15 protein-coding genes are annotated in these 17,436 nt (G+C 59.8%); 6 read left to right on the top strand and 9 right to left on the bottom strand.

Going from position 1 to position 17,436, the window contains the following annotated elements; translation table 11 throughout:
• Positions 1–29 precede the first annotated feature (29 nt).
• Complete coding sequence (locus SM764_RS12400; RefSeq protein WP_369001916.1) at positions 30–560, bottom strand: gamma-glutamylcyclotransferase; 531 nt, start codon at positions 558–560, stop codon at positions 30–32.
• A 69-nt stretch (positions 561–629) separates the two neighbouring features.
• Here SM764_RS12400 and SM764_RS12395 point away from each other — a divergent pair, with 69 nt between their 5' ends.
• Positions 630–1,628: a DUF2125 domain-containing protein gene (locus tag SM764_RS12395; RefSeq protein WP_369001915.1), complete on the top strand. Its 999-nt coding sequence runs from the start codon at positions 630–632 to the stop codon at positions 1,626–1,628.
• 36 nt (positions 1,629–1,664) lie between these two features.
• Here the strand turns inward: SM764_RS12395 and SM764_RS12390 are convergent, their stop codons facing one another.
• From SM764_RS12390 to SM764_RS12375, 4 genes are all read right to left on the bottom strand, one after another.
• Positions 1,665–2,504: an extensin-like domain-containing protein gene (locus SM764_RS12390; RefSeq protein WP_369001914.1), complete on the bottom strand. Its 840-nt coding sequence runs from the start codon at positions 2,502–2,504 to the stop codon at positions 1,665–1,667.
• Entirely contained in the window at positions 2,501–3,421 is a 921-nt protein-coding gene (locus SM764_RS12385; RefSeq protein ID WP_274835083.1) for a prephenate/arogenate dehydrogenase family protein, read from the bottom strand. The genes SM764_RS12390 and SM764_RS12385 overlap by 4 nt, the downstream gene beginning before the upstream one ends.
• Positions 3,418–4,509, bottom strand: a complete 1,092-nt coding sequence (gene hisC, locus SM764_RS12380; protein WP_369001913.1) for a histidinol-phosphate transaminase — start codon at positions 4,507–4,509, stop codon at positions 3,418–3,420. The genes SM764_RS12385 and hisC overlap by 4 nt, the downstream gene beginning before the upstream one ends.
• Positions 4,510–4,638: 129 nt before the next feature.
• The gene (locus SM764_RS12375) at positions 4,639–6,063 is read right to left on the bottom strand and encodes an aminotransferase class V-fold PLP-dependent enzyme (RefSeq protein ID WP_369001912.1); all 1,425 of its coding nucleotides are present in this window, start codon (positions 6,061–6,063) and stop codon (positions 4,639–4,641) included.
• 103 nt (positions 6,064–6,166) lie between these two features.
• Between SM764_RS12375 and SM764_RS12370 the strand changes: the two genes are divergently transcribed.
• Complete coding sequence (locus tag SM764_RS12370) at positions 6,167–6,628, top strand: Lrp/AsnC family transcriptional regulator (RefSeq protein WP_369001911.1); 462 nt, start codon at positions 6,167–6,169, stop codon at positions 6,626–6,628.
• 51 nt (positions 6,629–6,679) lie between these two features.
• Here SM764_RS12370 and SM764_RS12365 read toward each other — a convergent pair whose 3' ends face one another.
• The 3 genes from SM764_RS12365 to SM764_RS12355 form a co-directional block, all read right to left on the bottom strand.
• Complete coding sequence (locus tag SM764_RS12365; protein ID WP_369001910.1) at positions 6,680–7,252, bottom strand: PA14 domain-containing protein; 573 nt, start codon at positions 7,250–7,252, stop codon at positions 6,680–6,682.
• Between the two features lie 205 nt (positions 7,253–7,457).
• Entirely contained in the window at positions 7,458–8,078 is a 621-nt protein-coding gene (gene rpsD, locus SM764_RS12360; RefSeq protein WP_065272856.1) for a 30S ribosomal protein S4, read from the bottom strand.
• Between the two features lie 270 nt (positions 8,079–8,348).
• Entirely contained in the window at positions 8,349–9,416 is a 1,068-nt protein-coding gene (locus SM764_RS12355) for a Hint domain-containing protein (RefSeq protein ID WP_369001909.1), read from the bottom strand.
• Between the two features lie 703 nt (positions 9,417–10,119).
• On the opposite strand from SM764_RS12355, the gene SM764_RS12350 reads away from it, so the two are divergent.
• The 4 genes from SM764_RS12350 (at position 10,120) to SM764_RS12335 (ending at position 14,944) form a co-directional block, all read left to right on the top strand.
• Positions 10,120–10,869: a response regulator gene (locus tag SM764_RS12350; protein WP_274832881.1), complete on the top strand. Its 750-nt coding sequence runs from the start codon at positions 10,120–10,122 to the stop codon at positions 10,867–10,869.
• A 148-nt stretch (positions 10,870–11,017) separates the two neighbouring features.
• Positions 11,018–13,390 carry a sensor histidine kinase gene (locus SM764_RS12345; RefSeq protein WP_369001908.1) on the top strand — a complete coding sequence of 791 codons (2,373 nt, stop codon included), beginning with the start codon at positions 11,018–11,020 and terminating at the stop codon, positions 13,388–13,390.
• A 1-nt stretch (position 13,391) separates the two neighbouring features.
• The gene (locus SM764_RS12340) at positions 13,392–13,838 is read left to right on the top strand and encodes a response regulator (protein ID WP_065272853.1); all 447 of its coding nucleotides are present in this window, start codon (positions 13,392–13,394) and stop codon (positions 13,836–13,838) included.
• Between the two features lie 26 nt (positions 13,839–13,864).
• The gene (locus SM764_RS12335) at positions 13,865–14,944 is read left to right on the top strand and encodes a sensor histidine kinase (protein ID WP_369001907.1); all 1,080 of its coding nucleotides are present in this window, start codon (positions 13,865–13,867) and stop codon (positions 14,942–14,944) included.
• Positions 14,945–15,045: 101 nt separating this feature from the next.
• Here the strand turns inward: SM764_RS12335 and SM764_RS12330 are convergent, their stop codons facing one another.
• Complete coding sequence (locus SM764_RS12330) at positions 15,046–16,527, bottom strand: methyl-accepting chemotaxis protein (protein ID WP_369001906.1); 1,482 nt, start codon at positions 16,525–16,527, stop codon at positions 15,046–15,048.
• Positions 16,528–17,436 lie beyond the last annotated feature (909 nt).

Here is a 17,436-nt window from a genome sequence, read left to right as displayed (position 1 = left end):
ACAGGGAAAGAGAATGCAAGGCCAAGGCTTTATGCTGTGATCTGCCGCACGCGCCCCGCCAGCCAGTCCAGATCTTCATCATTCAGCCCGATCTCTGCCAGATGGCTTGCGGTATTATAGAGGTATTCGGTGTTGGGGCCCCGTCCGCCCACCGCATGGGCAATGATCCGGGCCTGTTCCTCAAGGCTCATCCCGCCGCAATACTGCACATGATGGGGATCGATCACATAGGTCACCGCAGTGACGAGATCCCCGGTGTGCAGCTCCACCTCCAGATCCCGCTCGACATAGGCCGAGGAGATCAGCTCACGCTCGCGCAGATAATCCAGCGTCTCGGTTTCAGCGCCGTTTTCCACCGCCAGAGCAAGGCCCGTGCAATGAGCCCCGACGACCTCATCCAGTGCCAGAACCAGACCCGGTTTCTCTTCAGTGCCGCGATGGTGAACCGAACTCATGCAGAAGGAGCGCGCATAGCCCTGCAGCGTCGCGATCTCGCGGCGCGCGACGGGAAATCCCGGGTTCCACAACAGTGATCCGTATCCGAACACCCACATGGTCATGACAACTGGTCCTTTCTGATCCCTGTCTGTAAACAGCAAATCTGCTCCGGGCAAAAGAGGGTCTTTGGCATGCGCGTTGTGAAACTTCTGGTGGCTGCCGGGCTGGTGTGGAGCTTGTATTGGGCCGCCAGCGCCTGGGGCCTGCGCAGCGGTATTGCCCAATGGTTCGACGAGCAGGAGCGGCAGGGTTGGCTGGCGGAATACTCTGCGCTGGAAAGTTCCGGTTTCCCGACAGCCCACCGGACGCGCATCCTGCATCCAACGCTGGCCGACCCCGGAACCGGCGCCGCCTGGAGCGCGGACTGGATCAGCCTCTACAGCCTGCCCCTGAAGCCGCAGGAGGTGACGCTGCAGTTTCCCCGCGCCCCGCAGCGCCTGTCACACTATGATAAGACAGCAGTCCTGCAAGCTGCGGACATGCAGGCGGACCTGCAGCTCGCGCCCGGATCAGCCATGTCACTGGAACGGATGTCACTGCAGGCGGCAGAGTGGAAGATATCGCGGGCGGGTAAGGTCCTGCTATCCGCCCCTGCCTTTGCCCTGGACATGACCCGAACGGGGGACACGGAGAGCTATCGCATTTCGGCCCGGGCAGAGACGCTGACCCCCCGCGGCAGATTGCAACGGATGCTGATCTCAGCCGAAGAGCTGCCACCCAGCCTGACCGATGTCACGCTCGCGGCGGATGTCCTTTTTGACACCGCATGGGACCGACGCGTGCTGGAACTGCGCCGCCCACAACCGCGCCGGATCACCCTGACGCAGGCAGAGGCGCATTGGGGCGCCCTTGCCCTGCGGGCCAATGGCAGCGTGGATGTGGACGAGGCTGGCCGGATGAGCGGTAAGGTGGATATCAGGGCAGAGAATTGGCGTGGCCTGCTGCGGCTTGCAGAACGCTCCGGCCTGCTCCCCGCCCGCCTGCGCAGTGGCACCGAACGGATCCTGGGGCTGCTGGCTCAGATGCATGGCCGCGAACAGGATCTCGACATTGCACTGTCGATCACCGACGGGCAGATGTACCTTGGCCCGCTGCCACTGGGCGCCGCTCCGCGTATCACGCTCTACTGAAGGAGCCTGCCGACATCCCTCATGGGTCTAACCCGATCAGCGACAGTAGGATCCACCCCGGTGGCGCGCCACGTCCAGATGGAAGTGATCCTTGTGATAGCGATCCGCGTCAGGCCCTAGTACCGTGCCAAAGGGCCCACAAGCCGCCTTCCAGATCTTGCGCAACTTCCTGCGGGTGCGCCGCTTCTGCCAGCCTTCCAGAACGGTGATCGTCTCACCATCTTCCAGGGTGAAGCCGGAAATATCGATCGCCTTGCCCTTGCCATGCTCCGAGATGCGCGCGCCCGGACGGTTGTTGCGGGTGCGGCAGGAATAATGCGCAGCCACCCGCAGCGACACTACGCGGTTGCGGCGGCCAAATGCCTTTTCCACGTCCCGTTCGACCCAGCGGTTCAGCGATTTCGCCATATCGCAGGTCATCACCGATTTCTTGCTGAGCCGCACACCCGCGACCGAGGACACCCGCACCGCCGATTTCGCACCGCAGCCCGGCAGAGAGCCGACGACAGAGCCAACCGGCTCTCCCTGAATATCGATATCGCCGCAGACCGAGGTTTTACGCAGCTTGCGCCGCTTGAACAGCACCTGCTGAACAATGGCATCGGGGCGCAGGCTGGGGCGCAACGAACTGCCCGGCCCGACATCGGGCAACGTGACCGCACCCAGCGCCGCCACGGCTAAGGTTTGTTCTGACATCGGCCGCCCTTGTGGTCGCATCAGCTCGGGCCCAGCCAAGGTAGAGACCTCAAGTTCGGGGGCCGGTGAGGCTGCAATGCCTGCCGGGCGCCCGGCCGGACGCAAGGAGTCCTCTGGCGCCGTTGCAGCAGCGGCATCGGCCAACAAAAGGCCCAGCGCAAAAGCAGCTCGGGCGATCATGTCTTCTTTGCCCGTCCGAAATCCGGTGCATCCGTATCCTGCCCGGCCTCGATGATCCCGCGGCGGATGGCGCGGGTGCGGGTGAAATATTGGTGCAGATGCTCCCCGTCGCCGGTGCGGATCGCCCTTTGCAGGGCGAAAAGCTCCTCGGTGAAACGGCCCAGGATTTCCAGCGTCGCGTCCTTGTTGGTCAGGAACACATCGCGCCACATGGTCGGATCCGAGGCTGCGATCCGGGTAAAGTCTCGGAAACCAGCAGCCGAGTATTTGATCACCTCGCTGTCGGTCACGCGGCGCAAATCGTCAGCAACCCCCACCATAGTATAGGCAATAAGGTGCGGCGCGTGGCTGGTGACAGCCAGCACCAGATCGTGGTGATCCGCATCCATCTCATCGACATTGGCGCCCATCCCCTCCCAGAGGTCACGCAGGCGCTGCACGGCATCGGGGTCGGTGCCTTCGACGGGAACCAGAAGGCTCCATCGATTATCAAACAGTTCGGCAAAGCCTGCCTCGGGCCCGGAATGCTCGGTGCCCGCCAAAGGGTGCGCCGGGACGAAATGCACGCCATCGGGGATATGCGGCGCGACAGCCTCGATCACATGGGCCTTCACCGAGCCGACATCAGACACCGTGGCGCCGGGTTTCAGCACGCTTGCGATGTCCTGCATCACCGCGCCCATGGCGCCGACCGGCACACAAAGGACCACCAGATCGGCGCCCTCCACAGCCTCGGCGGCGCTGTCGCAGACGCGGTCACACAGCCCGATGCGCCGGGCGGTGTCCCGGGTTTCGGCGCTGCGAGCATAGCCCGTGACCTCACCCGCCAGACCGGCCCGCTTCATCGCCCAGAACATCGAAGAGGCGATCAGCCCCAGCCCGATCAGCGCGACACGGTTGTAGACTGGCGCGCTCATGCTGCGCCCTGCCCGGCTTTGAAGGCCTTGACCGCGGCAGCAACGGCGCGGCAGGCGGCCTCGTCGCCGATGGTGATGCGCAGCGCATTGGGCAGGTTGTAGCCCGCCACCCGCCGCACGATCAGCCCCTGCGCCTTGAGGTAGTCATCACAGGCCTCGGCCTCTGACTGGCTGGTGAAACGCGCAAGGATGAAATTGGTGCAGGAGGTATCCGACGGCACCCCGAGTTCGGCCAATGCCTCGGCCAGCCAACCGCGCCATTTGGCGTTTTCCGCGCGGCAGCGGTCGACATAATCGGTATCCCGCACCGAAGCCTCTGCCGCGGCCAGCGCGGTGGTCGAGACATTGAACGGTCCACGCAGGCGGTTCAGAACGTCGATGATTTCCTGCGGGCCATAGCCCCAGCCGATGCGCGCACCGCCCAACCCGTAGATCTTGGAGAAGGTGCGGGTCATGAAGACATTGTCACGCTCGGCCACCAGCGAAGCGCCTGCATCGAAGCCTTCGACATATTCGGCATAGGCGCCATCCAGCACCAGCAGCGCCCCCTTGGGCAAGCCATCGGCCAGGCGCGCCACATCGGCGGCGCCGATCATGGTGCCCGTGGGGTTGTTGGGGTTGGCGATAAACACTAGCTTGGTACGCTCGGTGCAGCCCGCAAGCAAGGCGTCCACATCGGTCACCCGCTCATTCTCACGCACCTCGACCGGGGTCGCCCCTGCCGCCTGCGCGCTGATGCGATACATGGCAAAACCGTGTTCGGTATAGAGTACCTCATCCCCCGGCCCCACATAGGCCTGGCAGAGGAAGGCGATGATCTCGTCGCTGCCCGCACCGCAGATGATCTGCGCGGGGTTGAGCCCGTGAACCTCTCCGATCGCGGCACGCAGCTCGGCATGATCCGAGCTGGGATAGCGATGCATCTTGGCCGCCGCATCGCGCATTGCCTCGATGGCGCGCGGGCTGGGGCCGAGAGGGTTCTCATTGGAGGAGAGCTTGATCGTGTTGCTCACCCCGTCCACATGGGCAGCCCCGCCCTGATACAGAGCGATATCCATAATTCCGGGCTGCGGTGTGATCTGGGTCATAAGAGGGACTCCTTGGTTCCGCCCCGTTCTTACCCCTGTGCGGCGCAATCGAAAAGCCGCAAGATGCCCGCAACAGACGCAGTGCGCTTTTTGCGCCGCCTGTCGTCTTATGCCCCGATCCTGGCCTGATCAGGCCGCGCGCGGCTGGAACCTCGCGGTCGCCGGGTCCGCCTCGTATCGCGCAGCCAGATCCTCGGCCCGAAGGGCCAGATCATTGACGCTGTCGATGATATATCGCGCGGTTTCATCCCGCATCAGGTAGGAAAAATTCAGCCGCACCCATCCGGGTTTGCGCAGCTCCTTTCCGGCCTGAAGATCCGCGAACAGCGCGTTTGAATCCTGCGCATCGATATCCAGAAGCCGATGCGCATAGGGGCCTGCACAGGCGCAGCCGCCCCGCGCTTGAATGCCATAAAAGTCGCTCAGCATCCGGGTGAACAGCTGCTGATGCACGGGTCGCCCCGAAGCCCCGCGGACGGTGAAGGAAAACACCGGCAGGCGCGGCGCAGTCGGGTGGCCCAAAAGGGTCAGCTGCGGATTGCCCTGCCAGCCCTCCCGCGCCATGGCGCCGAAGCGGGCCTCCCGGCGGGCGATTTCAGCTTCACCCACGGCTTCCTTGACCAGAAACGCCAGCGCGGCGCGAATATCACCGATCACGTTCGGTGTTCCCGCCTCTTCACGCGCGGCCAGATCTGCGCTGTAGGCATGATCCCAAGGCGAGACAAAGCTGACCGTGCCGCCCCCGGGCCAAGAAGGGCATTTGCGGCGCACCGCATTGCCATTCACGATCAGCACGCCCGATGCACCGGGCCCACCGGGAAACTTGTGCGGCGAGACGACCACTGCATCCTTGCGCGCGCGCCCCTTGCCGCCCATGTCGATCGGCAGATAGGGCCCGCCCCCGGCGTAGTCCCAGACCGCAAGCGCGCCATGGGCATGCAGCAGAGCGCTGACCGCATCCGCATCGGTCAGGATGCCGGTCACATTCGAGGCCGCCGAAAAACTGCCGATCTTCAGGTCGCAGGCGGCATATTCGCTCAACGCCACCTGAAGGACCTCCAGATCAGGCCCGCCCTCCGCCGCTTCGGGGATCTCCACGACTGTTGCGCGGCTCTCCCGCCAGGGCAGAATATTGGAGTGGTGTTCATAAGGGCCGATAAAGACCACTGGCGCGCGGGCCTCATTCACGCCCAACAGGCTGACCAGCCGGTTGAGACCAGCGGTGGCCCCTGACCCGGCAAAGATCACCGCGTCCTCCTGTCTGGCGCCGGTGATCCGTGCGATTTCCGCGCGCGCCGCGCGGCGCAGGCGGGTCATATGGGCACCGCAATAAGAGGCCTCGGTATGGGAATTGGCGTAGAAGGGCAGAACGTCGGAGACGATGAAATCCTCGACCGACCGCAACGCCCGGCCAGAGGCGACATAATCGGCGTAGACCAGCGGCACCACTCCATCGGCGCCAGGGATCTGCACGCCCTCACCGATCAGCTCATCTGCCAGACGCCCTTCGCGGGCCGCATCCTTCAGGGTTTGTTTTATGGTGGCAAGGATCATCTGTTTCTCCGCTCTTCACCACAGAAACTTGACCCTCTGGAACTGGAAATACTCCGTCTAATTTTGGTTGATGGCGCACAAATTTGTGTCATATGATCGCTAAATGACTAACAATCTAGATCATATTGATCGCGCCATCCTGCGCTGCCTTCAGGGGGATGCCAGCCTGTCACAACGGGAACTCGCCGAAAAAGTCGGCCTGTCGCAGAACGCCTGTTGGCGGCGGCTGAAGGCGCTGAATGACAACGGCGTGCTACAGGGGGCAACCGCGCGGATTGACCGCGCGAAACTGGGACTGGATCTGGTGGTCTTTGTCATGCTGCGCACCCGCCACCATTCTGCGGACTGGCTGGAAACCTTCCGCAGGCACGTTCTGACCATCCCCGAAGTGGTGGATTTTCATCGCATCGGCGGTGATTACGACTATCAACTGAAAGTGGTCACCGAAGACATGACCAGCTACGACAAGGTCTACCAGCGCCTGATCGCGGGGGTAGAGCTGGACAGCGTTACTTCATATTTCGCGATGGAGGCCATTGCCGAAGGACGCCCCCTGCCCCTGTGACTCACCGGGTGATCGATCAGGGCGCAGGAAGGCAGGAAGAGCCCGGTGTGATCAGTGGCCGAAGGCGGCGTCAGGCATCCACTTCATCCGTGCGCCTTCCGCGCCCATGCGCATGTGAAGGCAAGCCGTGCCAAGGCGCTGAAAATACAAGGCATCCAGCGGATACCATCCAGCCACCGGCACTTCGACCTCGGTCATGACGGTGCTGTCGCAGGTCTGCCGCCCATCGAACTGACCAACGATCTGCCCGCCGATTTTCGCCCGCAGCCCGTCATTGGTCAGGAAATCGATATTGTAGACGCCGGGTTTGTCAAAGCGGACATAGCCGGTGATCCGGGCTACCACGTGCTGGGCCTGTTTCGACGTTAGGGTGATGTCGCCTTCGTTAGTATCCCGATGATCAAGGCCTTTCAGCGGGCGCCCGGCTTCGGATCCCTGTTTCAACGCCGCCGAAGCCTCGGACAGGGTGCGTACGTCCTGCGGATAGGCATAACGCACAGCAAGACCGGAGCGGACGCTACCCGGCTGCGGATCTGCTGGTTGCAGCTTGACAGGCGCAGCTGCCAAGGCCGTTACCAGTGTCATTGAAGCTGCGGCCAGAAACGTGCCGAATACTGTTCTCATCTTGGTCACCTCAGTCTGATGGGCTGCGCATTCCCAATGCTCGGCCCCAAGCCTACAACTGGATACGCCAAATAGACAAATGAGAATCGGTCGCTCAGCACCATTTCGCCGCGTGAAGTTGGTAGCGGCGGGTCGTAACGACTGCCAAAATGGAAAAGGGGCCGCCCGAAGGCAGCCCCTGCGCAAATCCCGAAAGGGATCCGACTTAGTTTTTGGCGTAGAATTCGACGACCAGGTTCGGCTCCATCATCACCGGGTAAGGCACATCGCCCAAGGAGGGGGTGCGCACGAAGGTGGCTTTCATTTTGGAGTGGTCGGCTTCGATGTAATCCGGAACGTCGCGCTCGGCCAGCTGAGTGGCTTCCAGCAGGACAGCCAGTTGCTTGGACTTGTCGCGGACCTCGATCACGTCACCCTCTTTCACACGGTAGGAGGGGATGTTGACGCGCTGGCCGTTGACCAGAACGTGGCCGTGGTTGACGAACTGACGGGCAGCAAAGACGGTCGGCACGAACTTGGCGCGGTAGACGACGGCGTCCAGGCGGCGCTCCAGCAGACCGATCAGGTTTTCACCGGTGTCGCCTTTGACACGCTCGGCTTCACCGTAGATGCGGCGGAATTGCTTTTCGGTCAGGTCGCCGTAGTAGCCTTTCAGCTTCTGCTTAGCGCGCAGCTGGATGCCGAAATCGGACAGCTTGCCCTTGCGGCGCTGACCGTGCTGGCCGGGGCCATATTCACGACGGTTGACCGGGGACTTCGGACGGCCCCAGATGTTTTCGCCCATGCGGCGGTCGATTTTGTACTTGGCAGACGTGCGTTTGGTCACGGCTGATCTCCTTTATTTATGGCTCCGCAATTTGATCCGAAAACCGGTTCCCACTTTTCGGATTGCGGACGCGGGGGCCAGCAAACCAGATCAGCCAGAACGCAGCCGGGCAAACGGCGGCTATAAAGGGCGTTGTCCTCTTGCCTTACGGCATGACAGGGATCCCCTTGCGGGGGCCACCAACACCAATGAAGCCGCGCTTATACAGCCAGCCCCGCCGGTGTCAACACCTGCGAACAACGGTATTTGCCATTCAGGGAGCGAAACGGCCTAGGCCGCCTCGTGCCGCAGGATTGCGGCCTCAGATGCGGTCAGGTTGCGGCGGGCAAAGGCGCCATAGCTGAGCGGGTTTTCATCCACGCCCGGCAACAGGGTCTGCAGTCGCTGGCGATCCCCCTCTGACAAGGCTGTAAGGGAGGCGTTGGCGGGATGAAAGCTTTCGCTTTCCACGCCATTTGCCCAGAGCACCTGATGCTCTTCGAACAACAGGTGAATATAGGTCACTTCGCGCAGCTGGGTATCCGGGGCAACGCTGGTCCCGTTGATCAGGTCCCGCGCCGCTACCAGCACTTCGGGCGTGTTGAACAGCGCCTGCACGCGCGCGCCCCGCAGCAACAGGCGGTGTTCCGGGGAGACCAGAAGGTCTTCTTCGGGGCGGTCCAACGCCAGCGCCCCAGCGCGCACACGCACGGGACGCAGCGCGGGGTAGACGAACAGGCGGGCACCGCTCATCCGGCGCGCACCGATCCAGCGGATTGCCTGGGGGCCGTTGTCACGGGTCTGTACCAGATCCCCCGGGCTGAGCCGATCAACCGGACATGTCCCGCCTGGCGTGTCGATCAGGGTCCCGGGTGTAAAGCAGATCAGTCCTGTGTCGGCGCCATTCTGTGGCTGCGCCCTCTGCCCCACATTCAGTGAAAGGTGCACAACCCACAGCTCCGCATCCCGCGGCGGCAGCTCATCTACAAACATCAGCAGCGGCAGCCTGCCAGCCCCGACATCGATCAGCGTCGCGGTGTATTGACGGATCCCATCGGTGACGACAAAGCCCCTGTCCGGAACCGCATCCGCCTGATCCTCTGCTTCGGGGACTGCGCCGGTGTCCAGGGCAGCGCCCACCAGCCTGCGCACCGACCGCGCGGCCCTGCGCCGCAGATCCGTTTCACCCTCTGCCACTTCCAGACGCAACAACTCCGTCGGCCCGTCCAGGCGCAGGCTGTCCCCATGCCACGACCAGGCCGCCCCGATCCTCAGGGCATCGGTCGGCGCGGACGCCAGACCGTCCAATTCTGTTTGCGACCAAGAAATGACAAACGTGCCAGTAAAGCCCGTTTTCATTGCTCTTGCCTGCCTCGGTTTTTGTTATTGTGCAGAACGTACCAATGGCCGTTGTCCAGTGAAAGGTCAAAGTCCGGCCGCCGCCGATCCTTGCCTACACAGCGGCAGCAAAGCCACAAATTCATCGTGAGTGCCACGATGGCAACGCACAACCTACCGCAGAAGCCGCCGGTTCACACCGGTCATTCTCTCCCCCTGCCCGGCTGGATATCCTGTCCGGGGCGGCGTGCCATGCGCCAGCCCAGTAAGAGATACCAAAAGGTCAAAACTTCTGTCTGATTTTCCTTCGCCGATCCAAGATAAAACTCCCGCAAACCACCATTTTTATTGCAGTTTTTGCGCCACCTAAACTTTGCTGATGCTCTATCATCAGATGGCGCCTAGAACCTTCGGGATGCGCGGCTTCTGACGCGACACAAAGCCCGCGCCCTCCCCTTTAACGTGAATAATTTGAGCGATTTCAATGCCCTGCCAATTGTCAAAAAAATGGATAGGGAAATCTACTGCCCTGCAGCGAAAACCCCTCCAGAATACCCTGCTTACGGCCACCCGCCGCCGCAGCGCGTTTTACAGATTGTTAGCCACTGTGGCGAATAGTGACAGGGTACCCCAATGTGTGTCAGGGGTTGAACGTCGGCCAAGCCCACTCCCGGGCGATCTGAAGTGCCATAGATCCCCGATGTTAGTTAGAAGGTGATCCGGTATGACGAATGACATTGACGAAGAAACCATCAGTTCCATAGTTCCTGAAGAGGTCCCTCAGGAAGCACAGCAACCTTTGACTGCGCTGACTTTGGATGACGATCCGATCGACCGATTGCGCTTGATCAAAACCTGCAAGAAGGCAGGACTGCAGATCGAGTTCACAGAGGTCGCGACAGTCGCCGACATGCGCCGGGAACTGGACCAGAACACGTTCGATATTGTGTTCCTTGATCATAATCTGGGCATGGAAACCGGGCTGGATGCGCTGAAGGCGCTGATCGCCCATGAAGACCAGGCCGACGCAATCCCAATCATGCTGACCAGCGTCACCTCCCACCATACCGCGGTCGAGGCGATGCGAAACGGCTGCGCGGATTACATCGTCAAGGAAGAGCTGACAGTCTCAGCGCTGATCAAATCCGTGACGTCCGCAATCGAGCGGCGCATTTTGTTTTCCGCCCTGTCAGGAGCACAGGCCTTCCAGCGCTCGGTTGGCGAAGTGATCGAGCGGTTCATGCTGACCTGCGGCCCGGAAATGCGTGAGATCCTGAGCAAGACCCTGGCCACCCTGCGCGGCCTGAAAGCGATCGAGAAAGCAGACCAGACCCTGGATCCGGTCATCCTGTCGAACTTCACGCTGCTGGAACGTGGCTGCAAGGATCTGACGGTACTCGTCGATGATCTGGTGAGCGTGGTGGCTGCAGCCCGCGGCGTGCCCGTGCGCAAGCGGCCCTTGATCAGCAAATAATATGCATCAAGCCCTGTTCCGCTAATTTGGATTCTTGCGCGCCTGCAGTGCAGTGCCAAGGCGGTACCTGGCCGATAAACACCCGTTTGCCCGGATACAATTCCCGGAGCGACCAACGCGAGACATAAGCTAACGAACGAGAGCCCCGATGCCACACCGTAGGCGCGTCACACTGCGAACGCGGATAGCCCTGGTTGTCCTGTTGTCCACTGGGCTGGCACTGACGATCTTTTCCGCCTATGGCTATTTCCACTCCTTGGAAACGGTAAAAACAGCCACCCGCGAACGCATGAAGCGGGCCGGCGACATCTACGCACAGCGGATCGACAGCGTGCTCTACATGATGGAGCTGGATACTGGAATTCTCGCCTCTGTCCCGCAGGCGGTCGGCCTCGCAGGGCTGACGCGGACAGCCACTGCCCCTGCGCCCGACCAGACCGAGACCACAGTGACACCACCCACTGCCACACAACCCAGCGCGGTGCGGTTCAGCGACGAACAGCCCAACGTTCCGGGGGCCAGCGCTGCCCGATCCACCGAGGGTTGGACCGAGAGCGTATCGGACATTTTCCTGAAATTCCTCGGGACAAGGCCGAAATATTCGCAAGTCCGGCTCTTGGTGAAAGAAGGCAACTGGAAGGAACTGGTGCGGGTCAACCGCATTGACGAGGAGCTGATCGTCGTCCCCGCTGGCGAACTCCAGATCAAGGGAAATGAGCCCTATCTGCAGCCCATCAAAGAGCGTGGCGTCAGCGAAGTGTATTTTTCAGAAGTAACCTATAACCGGGAAAACGGCCGCGTCGTTGGGCCGCCCACCATCCGGGTGGTTCGACCGCTGCAGGACAGCGACGGGGACATCTTTGGTGCGATCGTCATCAACGCCGACGCTGAACCCCTGCTGCAAAGCGCCGAACTCTCTGTTGCCCCCGGATTTCAGGTCTACGCGGTCAGCAACAACTTCGATTACATCTCCTATCACGGCGAGGCCCAAAGCTCTCCACTCGCCTTTCATCAGGATCCGGACTGGCAGCCACCGCCCTATTCCGACCGGCTTACATCCAACGATGAAGGAGCGTTTTTTGAAACCGGATCAAATGACATGGGATATCTCTCGGCCGTGCTGGGACAACAGAACGCGACGCCGTTCCGGCTGAACATTCTGACCATCGCCCCGCATGAGATCCTGATTGCCCCCGCATTTCAGGAGCTGCGCGCAACCGCCGGCCTGTCGATGCTGCTGGCCGCGATGGCAGCGCTAGCGGCCTCCTTTCCCGCATCGCGCCTGCTCTCCCCCCTGACCCGGCTCAACCACGAAATCCGCAGCAAGATTCAAAGCGCGGAACCGGTGGATTTTGAAACCAGCCGCAATGATGAGGTTTCCGATCTCGCGCTCAGCTTTTCGGAAATGATCAATACCAGAATTGAGGAAGCGAACCGGCTGGATGCCATCCTCAACGGCGCAGCGGACGGGATCATCACCATCGATGCCGATGGCACAGTCGAGGATATGAACCCTGCTGCGGAAGAGTTGTTCGGCTATACCGCGCAAGAGGTCGTGGGCCAGAACGTGACCATGCTGATGCCCACAGCAGATGCGAACATACACCATCTCCACGTGGCGCGCTCCCTGCTCACCGGGCACCCTAAACAGATGGCCAAGAACCGCGAAATCTTCGGCGTCCGCAAAGATGGCAGCCAGATCCCGCTTGGCATTGCGGTTAGCCACGCAGTTTATTCCGGCGGATCAAGATACATCGGGATGATCCGCGACATCTCCCCGCAAAAGGCCGCCGATGAAAAGGTGAACAGCCTGATCAGCGCCCTGAAACGTTCCAATGCGGAACTGGACCAATTCGCCTACGTCGCGTCGCACGATCTCAAGGCACCACTGCGGGTGATCAACAATGCCGCTTCCTGGCTGGCCGAAGATCTTGCCCCGCATCTGACCGAAGACACCCAGGAAAGCCTGGACCTGCTGCAAAACCGCGCCACCAGAATGGAGCGGTTGCTGGACGATCTGTTACAGCATTCCAGGATTGGCCGGGAAAAGGCGAGCAGCACCTCCGTGACCGGAGCCGAGTTGCGCGAGGAGCTGACCGACCTTCTGGACATACCCGAGGGCCTCACAGTGCAGTTCTGCGACGCGTTCGACCAGATCAAGGTTCAGCGCCTTCCCTTGCAGATTGCTCTCCTCAACCTCATCAGCAATGCCATACGGCATCATGACAAATCCGATGGGCACGTCTGGATAGACCTGACGCACCGCCCCGAAGAGATTGAGTTCCGGGTCGCCGACGATGGCCCCGGCATTCCGCAGGAATACCAGGAGAAGGTATTCGAAATATTCCAGACCCTGAAACCCCGTGACGAGGTCGAAACCAGCGGCATGGGGCTCGCCTTCGTCAAGAAACATGCCGGGCTGGTCGGCGCCACGATCAAGATCGACTCGGACGGCAAATCCGGCACAACCTTTATCCTGCACTGGCCCACCGGGCCGGACAGCACATCGTTGGAGAATTGATATGAACACCGTCGCCCTCCAATCCGAAAAAGCGCTTAATATCGTGCTAGTCGAAGACGATGATGGCGACGCCAAAGCCTTGCGACGCGCCTTTAAGAAAGCGAAGATTGCAAATCCGATTACCCGTTTCAAAGATGGGGTAGAGGCGCTGGCGTTTTTGCGTGGAAATCTGGAAACCACACCCCCCAAAACCTTTGTCGTTTTATGCGACATTAATATGCCGCGCATGAATGGTTTAGAATTACTGGGCAAAATTAGAGAGGACCCTCAGCTTCGCAAAACGCTTATTTTTATGTTGACCACATCGGATGATGAACGTGATATTGAAATGGCCTATCTGAACAATGTTGCAGGTTATATTGTCAAAGCCCGCGCCGGACATATGTTCTTGGATCTGATGACAACCTTGGACAACTATTGGCGCGTCGTAGAAATTCCGGAAATTTAGAGCAGGCACAAAAGGAAAATTTTCAAATGCTCGACATTATGATCGTGGACGATGATGAAGGTGATCGCAAGCTGGTCCGAAGGCTGCTGCGGGCTCCGGCGGGAAAGCGGTCATTCCGAGAAGCAAGCAACGGACAGGCGGCGCTGGATTACACGGAAGACAACATCGATGTCATTTTCCTGGACTACCTGCTGCCCGGCATGTCCGGTCTGGAGCTTCTGGAACATTTTTCAAAGACATGGCCAAAGGCGACGATTTTCCTGATGACCGGCCAGGGAGACGAGGAAATCGCCAAGAGCGCCATTCTGCAAGGCGCCTCGGATTACATTCCAAAATCGATCATGACCGAAACGGCGCTGAACCGGATGATCGAAAACGGCATAAAGCTCTCCAAGATGCGCTGGAAACTGGAAGAACACCGGCAAGAGCTGAGCCTGTTTTCGGATGTTCTGGTGCATGACCTGCGGGCTCCCGTCCGAGCCATCGAGTTTCTGAGCGAACAGATCATCGAGGATTTCGAGAGCGGCAATATGGATGAGGTTGCCCGGGAATTCGAAATGATGAAACTTTCGGTGAGGCGCATGTCCGAGCTGATCGAAAGTCTTGCCAGCCACATCAACCTGAATGGCCCTTCCAACCAGGAGAAGGTGTCCGTGGAAAACCTTTTTGAACGCGCCCAGATGGCTCTGGCCAAGGATATTTCGGAAAGCGGCGCCGAGGTGTGTTGGAAGGCCAACGGGCTGTCGGTGGATTGCATCGCGCCGCAGGTCGCGCAGCTGCTGCAGAACCTGATCGGGAACTCGATCAAATACGCTGGCCCTGCTAGCCCGGTCATTTCAGTCTCTGCCGCCGAAATTCCAAACGGGATCCAGTTCACGGTAGCGGACAATGGCGTCGGGGTGCCGGAAGATTTCCGCGACAAAATCTTCGAACCCTTCCGCCGTCTGCAGCAAACCGAAGAATTGCCAGGCACCGGGCTTGGCCTTGCCACCTGTCGCAAGATCGCCGAACGCCATGATGGAGAAATCTGGTGCGCCGCCGATACCGACGTCGGCACCACGATACATTTCACAATCAAACAGCGCCCCGAGGAAGAAGACGACTAGGAACGTCGCCCTATAGCGGGAGGCTCAGCAGGGTTCGCGGGCGGGTCTGTCCCGCCCCACCGTTCAGGCTGTCGTTACCGGTTCGCAGCTCTGAGCAGACTTCAACCAGCCCGCAAATTGGCAGCTGAGGTGCTCTCCGGCATGGCATCTGCCTCAGCGCAACCGATTGTCGGCCTTCCGATATCAAAGGATCCAATCAGCGTGTTCAGCCTGCCGACGTCCTCGGTCATGGAGAGCGCCGCCGCCGTCACCTGTTCCGCCATCGCCGCATTCTGCTGCGTCACCTGATCCAGTTGCGACACACCGACGTTGATTTCACCAAGACCAGTGGATTGCTGCTGCGCTGAATTAGCGACTTCCGACGTCAACTCGACCGTCCGGCCAATATCACCGCGGATCATGGTCAAAGCCTCGCCGGTATCATTAACCAGCGTCACTCCCCCCTCCACGTGGCCCGCACTGACATTGATCAGTGATTTGATTTCATTTGCGGAATCCGCTGACCTTTGCGCCAGCGCTCGCACTTCAGAGGCAACCACGGCAAAACCTTTGCCGGTTTCCCCCGCCCTTGCGGCCTCCACCCCAGCATTCAGTGCCAGCAGGTTGGTCTGAAAGGCGATATCATCGATCACATTGATAATCTGAGAGATCTGATGCGATGAATCTTCGATATCCTGCATCTTTTGAATGGCGCTCTGAACCACCTCGCCCCCGCGCGCGGCCCCGTCTCTGGTGCTATGGACGATCTTGGTGGTTTCCGATGTCGCATCGGCCGACGCATGCATGCTCACGGTAATCTGCTCGACCGCAGCCGCTGTTTCTTCCAAGGTCGCTGCCTGGGATTCCGTACGCTGTGACAGATCCTCTGCCGACTGGACCACCTCATTGGCGCGAATGTTCAACCGGGAGGCCGCATCCTGGATCGTATGCAGCACATCACGCTGAGTACAGATCAACCCATTGAAGGCCTTGCGCACCGGATCGTAGCGCTCAGGGTAGTCGCTTGCCACCGGCCCGGGGATAAGCTGTGTCAGATCCCGCGCCGCCATCCGGTCGATACCCGCCGTCAGATGCGCAAAAGCCGTTTCCTGCTCTTCCTTTTCGGCAGAAAAATGCGCATCCAGAACCAGATGAGTATCCAGCGAAAAGGCACGAGTCAGGGCGCTTATGATCTTTGGAACATTGTGCCTTCTAAACAGACCTAAAATGCCCTGGTTCCGCTCCAGAAGAAGCTCCTGAATGTGCGAAACCGCCTGCGCATAGCCGGAAAGATAGAACAAAAATGGCAAGCCGATGCGGGGGTGGATTCGGCCAATCCGATAGGCACTTGCAAAATACTCTTCGCTAAACGCACCCGACAACAACATCTCCCAGTGTTTTTGCTGTCCAAGCTTCGCCTGATCCATCAATTCCTGATTTGGAAAAAAACGCGCCATTTCGGGATCATCCATTACGACACCATAAAAACGATCCAAAACCTGAGGCAACAGCGGAACAACCAATTCTCCGCCCTCAATCAGATATTTTTTCACGACTTCATCAAAGCCAAACTTCGATAGCGCCTCTTCGTGCTCCTTTATCATAACAGCCTCGCAACCACTGAAAACATTAAAAGATTCGGCCCCAAGCGAGGCCACCAATCTCTCACTAAATGAAATCCATTAAAAATATGCAATTTTCTATTATTTTACGAACGCATTACGGGAGCGGGATCAGCTTAAACGCGATGCGGTCGGATGAACGGGCAAGAGTGCTAGCCCATGACAGGGCCAGGGTCGGTTCGCAACGCGCCAAACCGTTGCAACAGTGCACCCCTCCTCGACACTCCCCCAAAAACCGGGACCGTAACCGTGGCGATTTGGGGCTTAACGGGTGAGCCGAGTACTTAATCTGTCGAGAAAGGGCCGATGGCTGGGGTGGTAGGAAGCCTAGCCTTCCGAGTCTTTTCTTCCGCTTAGCCGACCCGTCGCCAAACCTGGGGCGGTTGCTGGGGCGGGACTGGTGCTGGTGGCGGGAATGGAGATACTTTGCCTTGGGCTATGCGGTTTCTGTGACCAGTGTGAGGGGAGCAGTCAGAGCTTGGGAGCGGGTGGGAAATAATCAAACAGCTCTGTGAAGTCTGAATAGGCAATGTAACTCGGAGCCTCGACCCTCTCCAAGCCAAAGGTATAAAAGTGCTTCCGCGCTGCTCTCCACCCTCTAACCAGACTGGGCATTCGAGTTTCTGGGCTCGACGGACCTCGCCAAGCGGAGGGATCAAGCCACTCTCCCGTTGCCAACTGGCGGTTGGATGGTAGAGGGCAGGATATGCCATACTTGCTGTTGAGGATTTGGTTGCGAGTTCGCATAGCTCGACGGACTAAGCTGAGCATTGACCTGCCCCCCGAAATCTCCCGCACTTTAATGTAGAGTTTGCTCAACCTCTTGATGGAGCAAACAGATGCGAAAGAGCCGTTTTACAGAAGCACAGATCATCGGAATGATCAAAGAAC

Origin of the sequence: Pseudophaeobacter sp. 1A16562 (assembly GCF_041008785.1) — a bacterium.
Classification (GTDB): Bacteria; Pseudomonadota; Alphaproteobacteria; order Rhodobacterales; family Rhodobacteraceae; genus Phycobacter; species Phycobacter gallaeciensis_A.
This window is presented reverse-complemented; position numbering and strand designations above follow the sequence as displayed.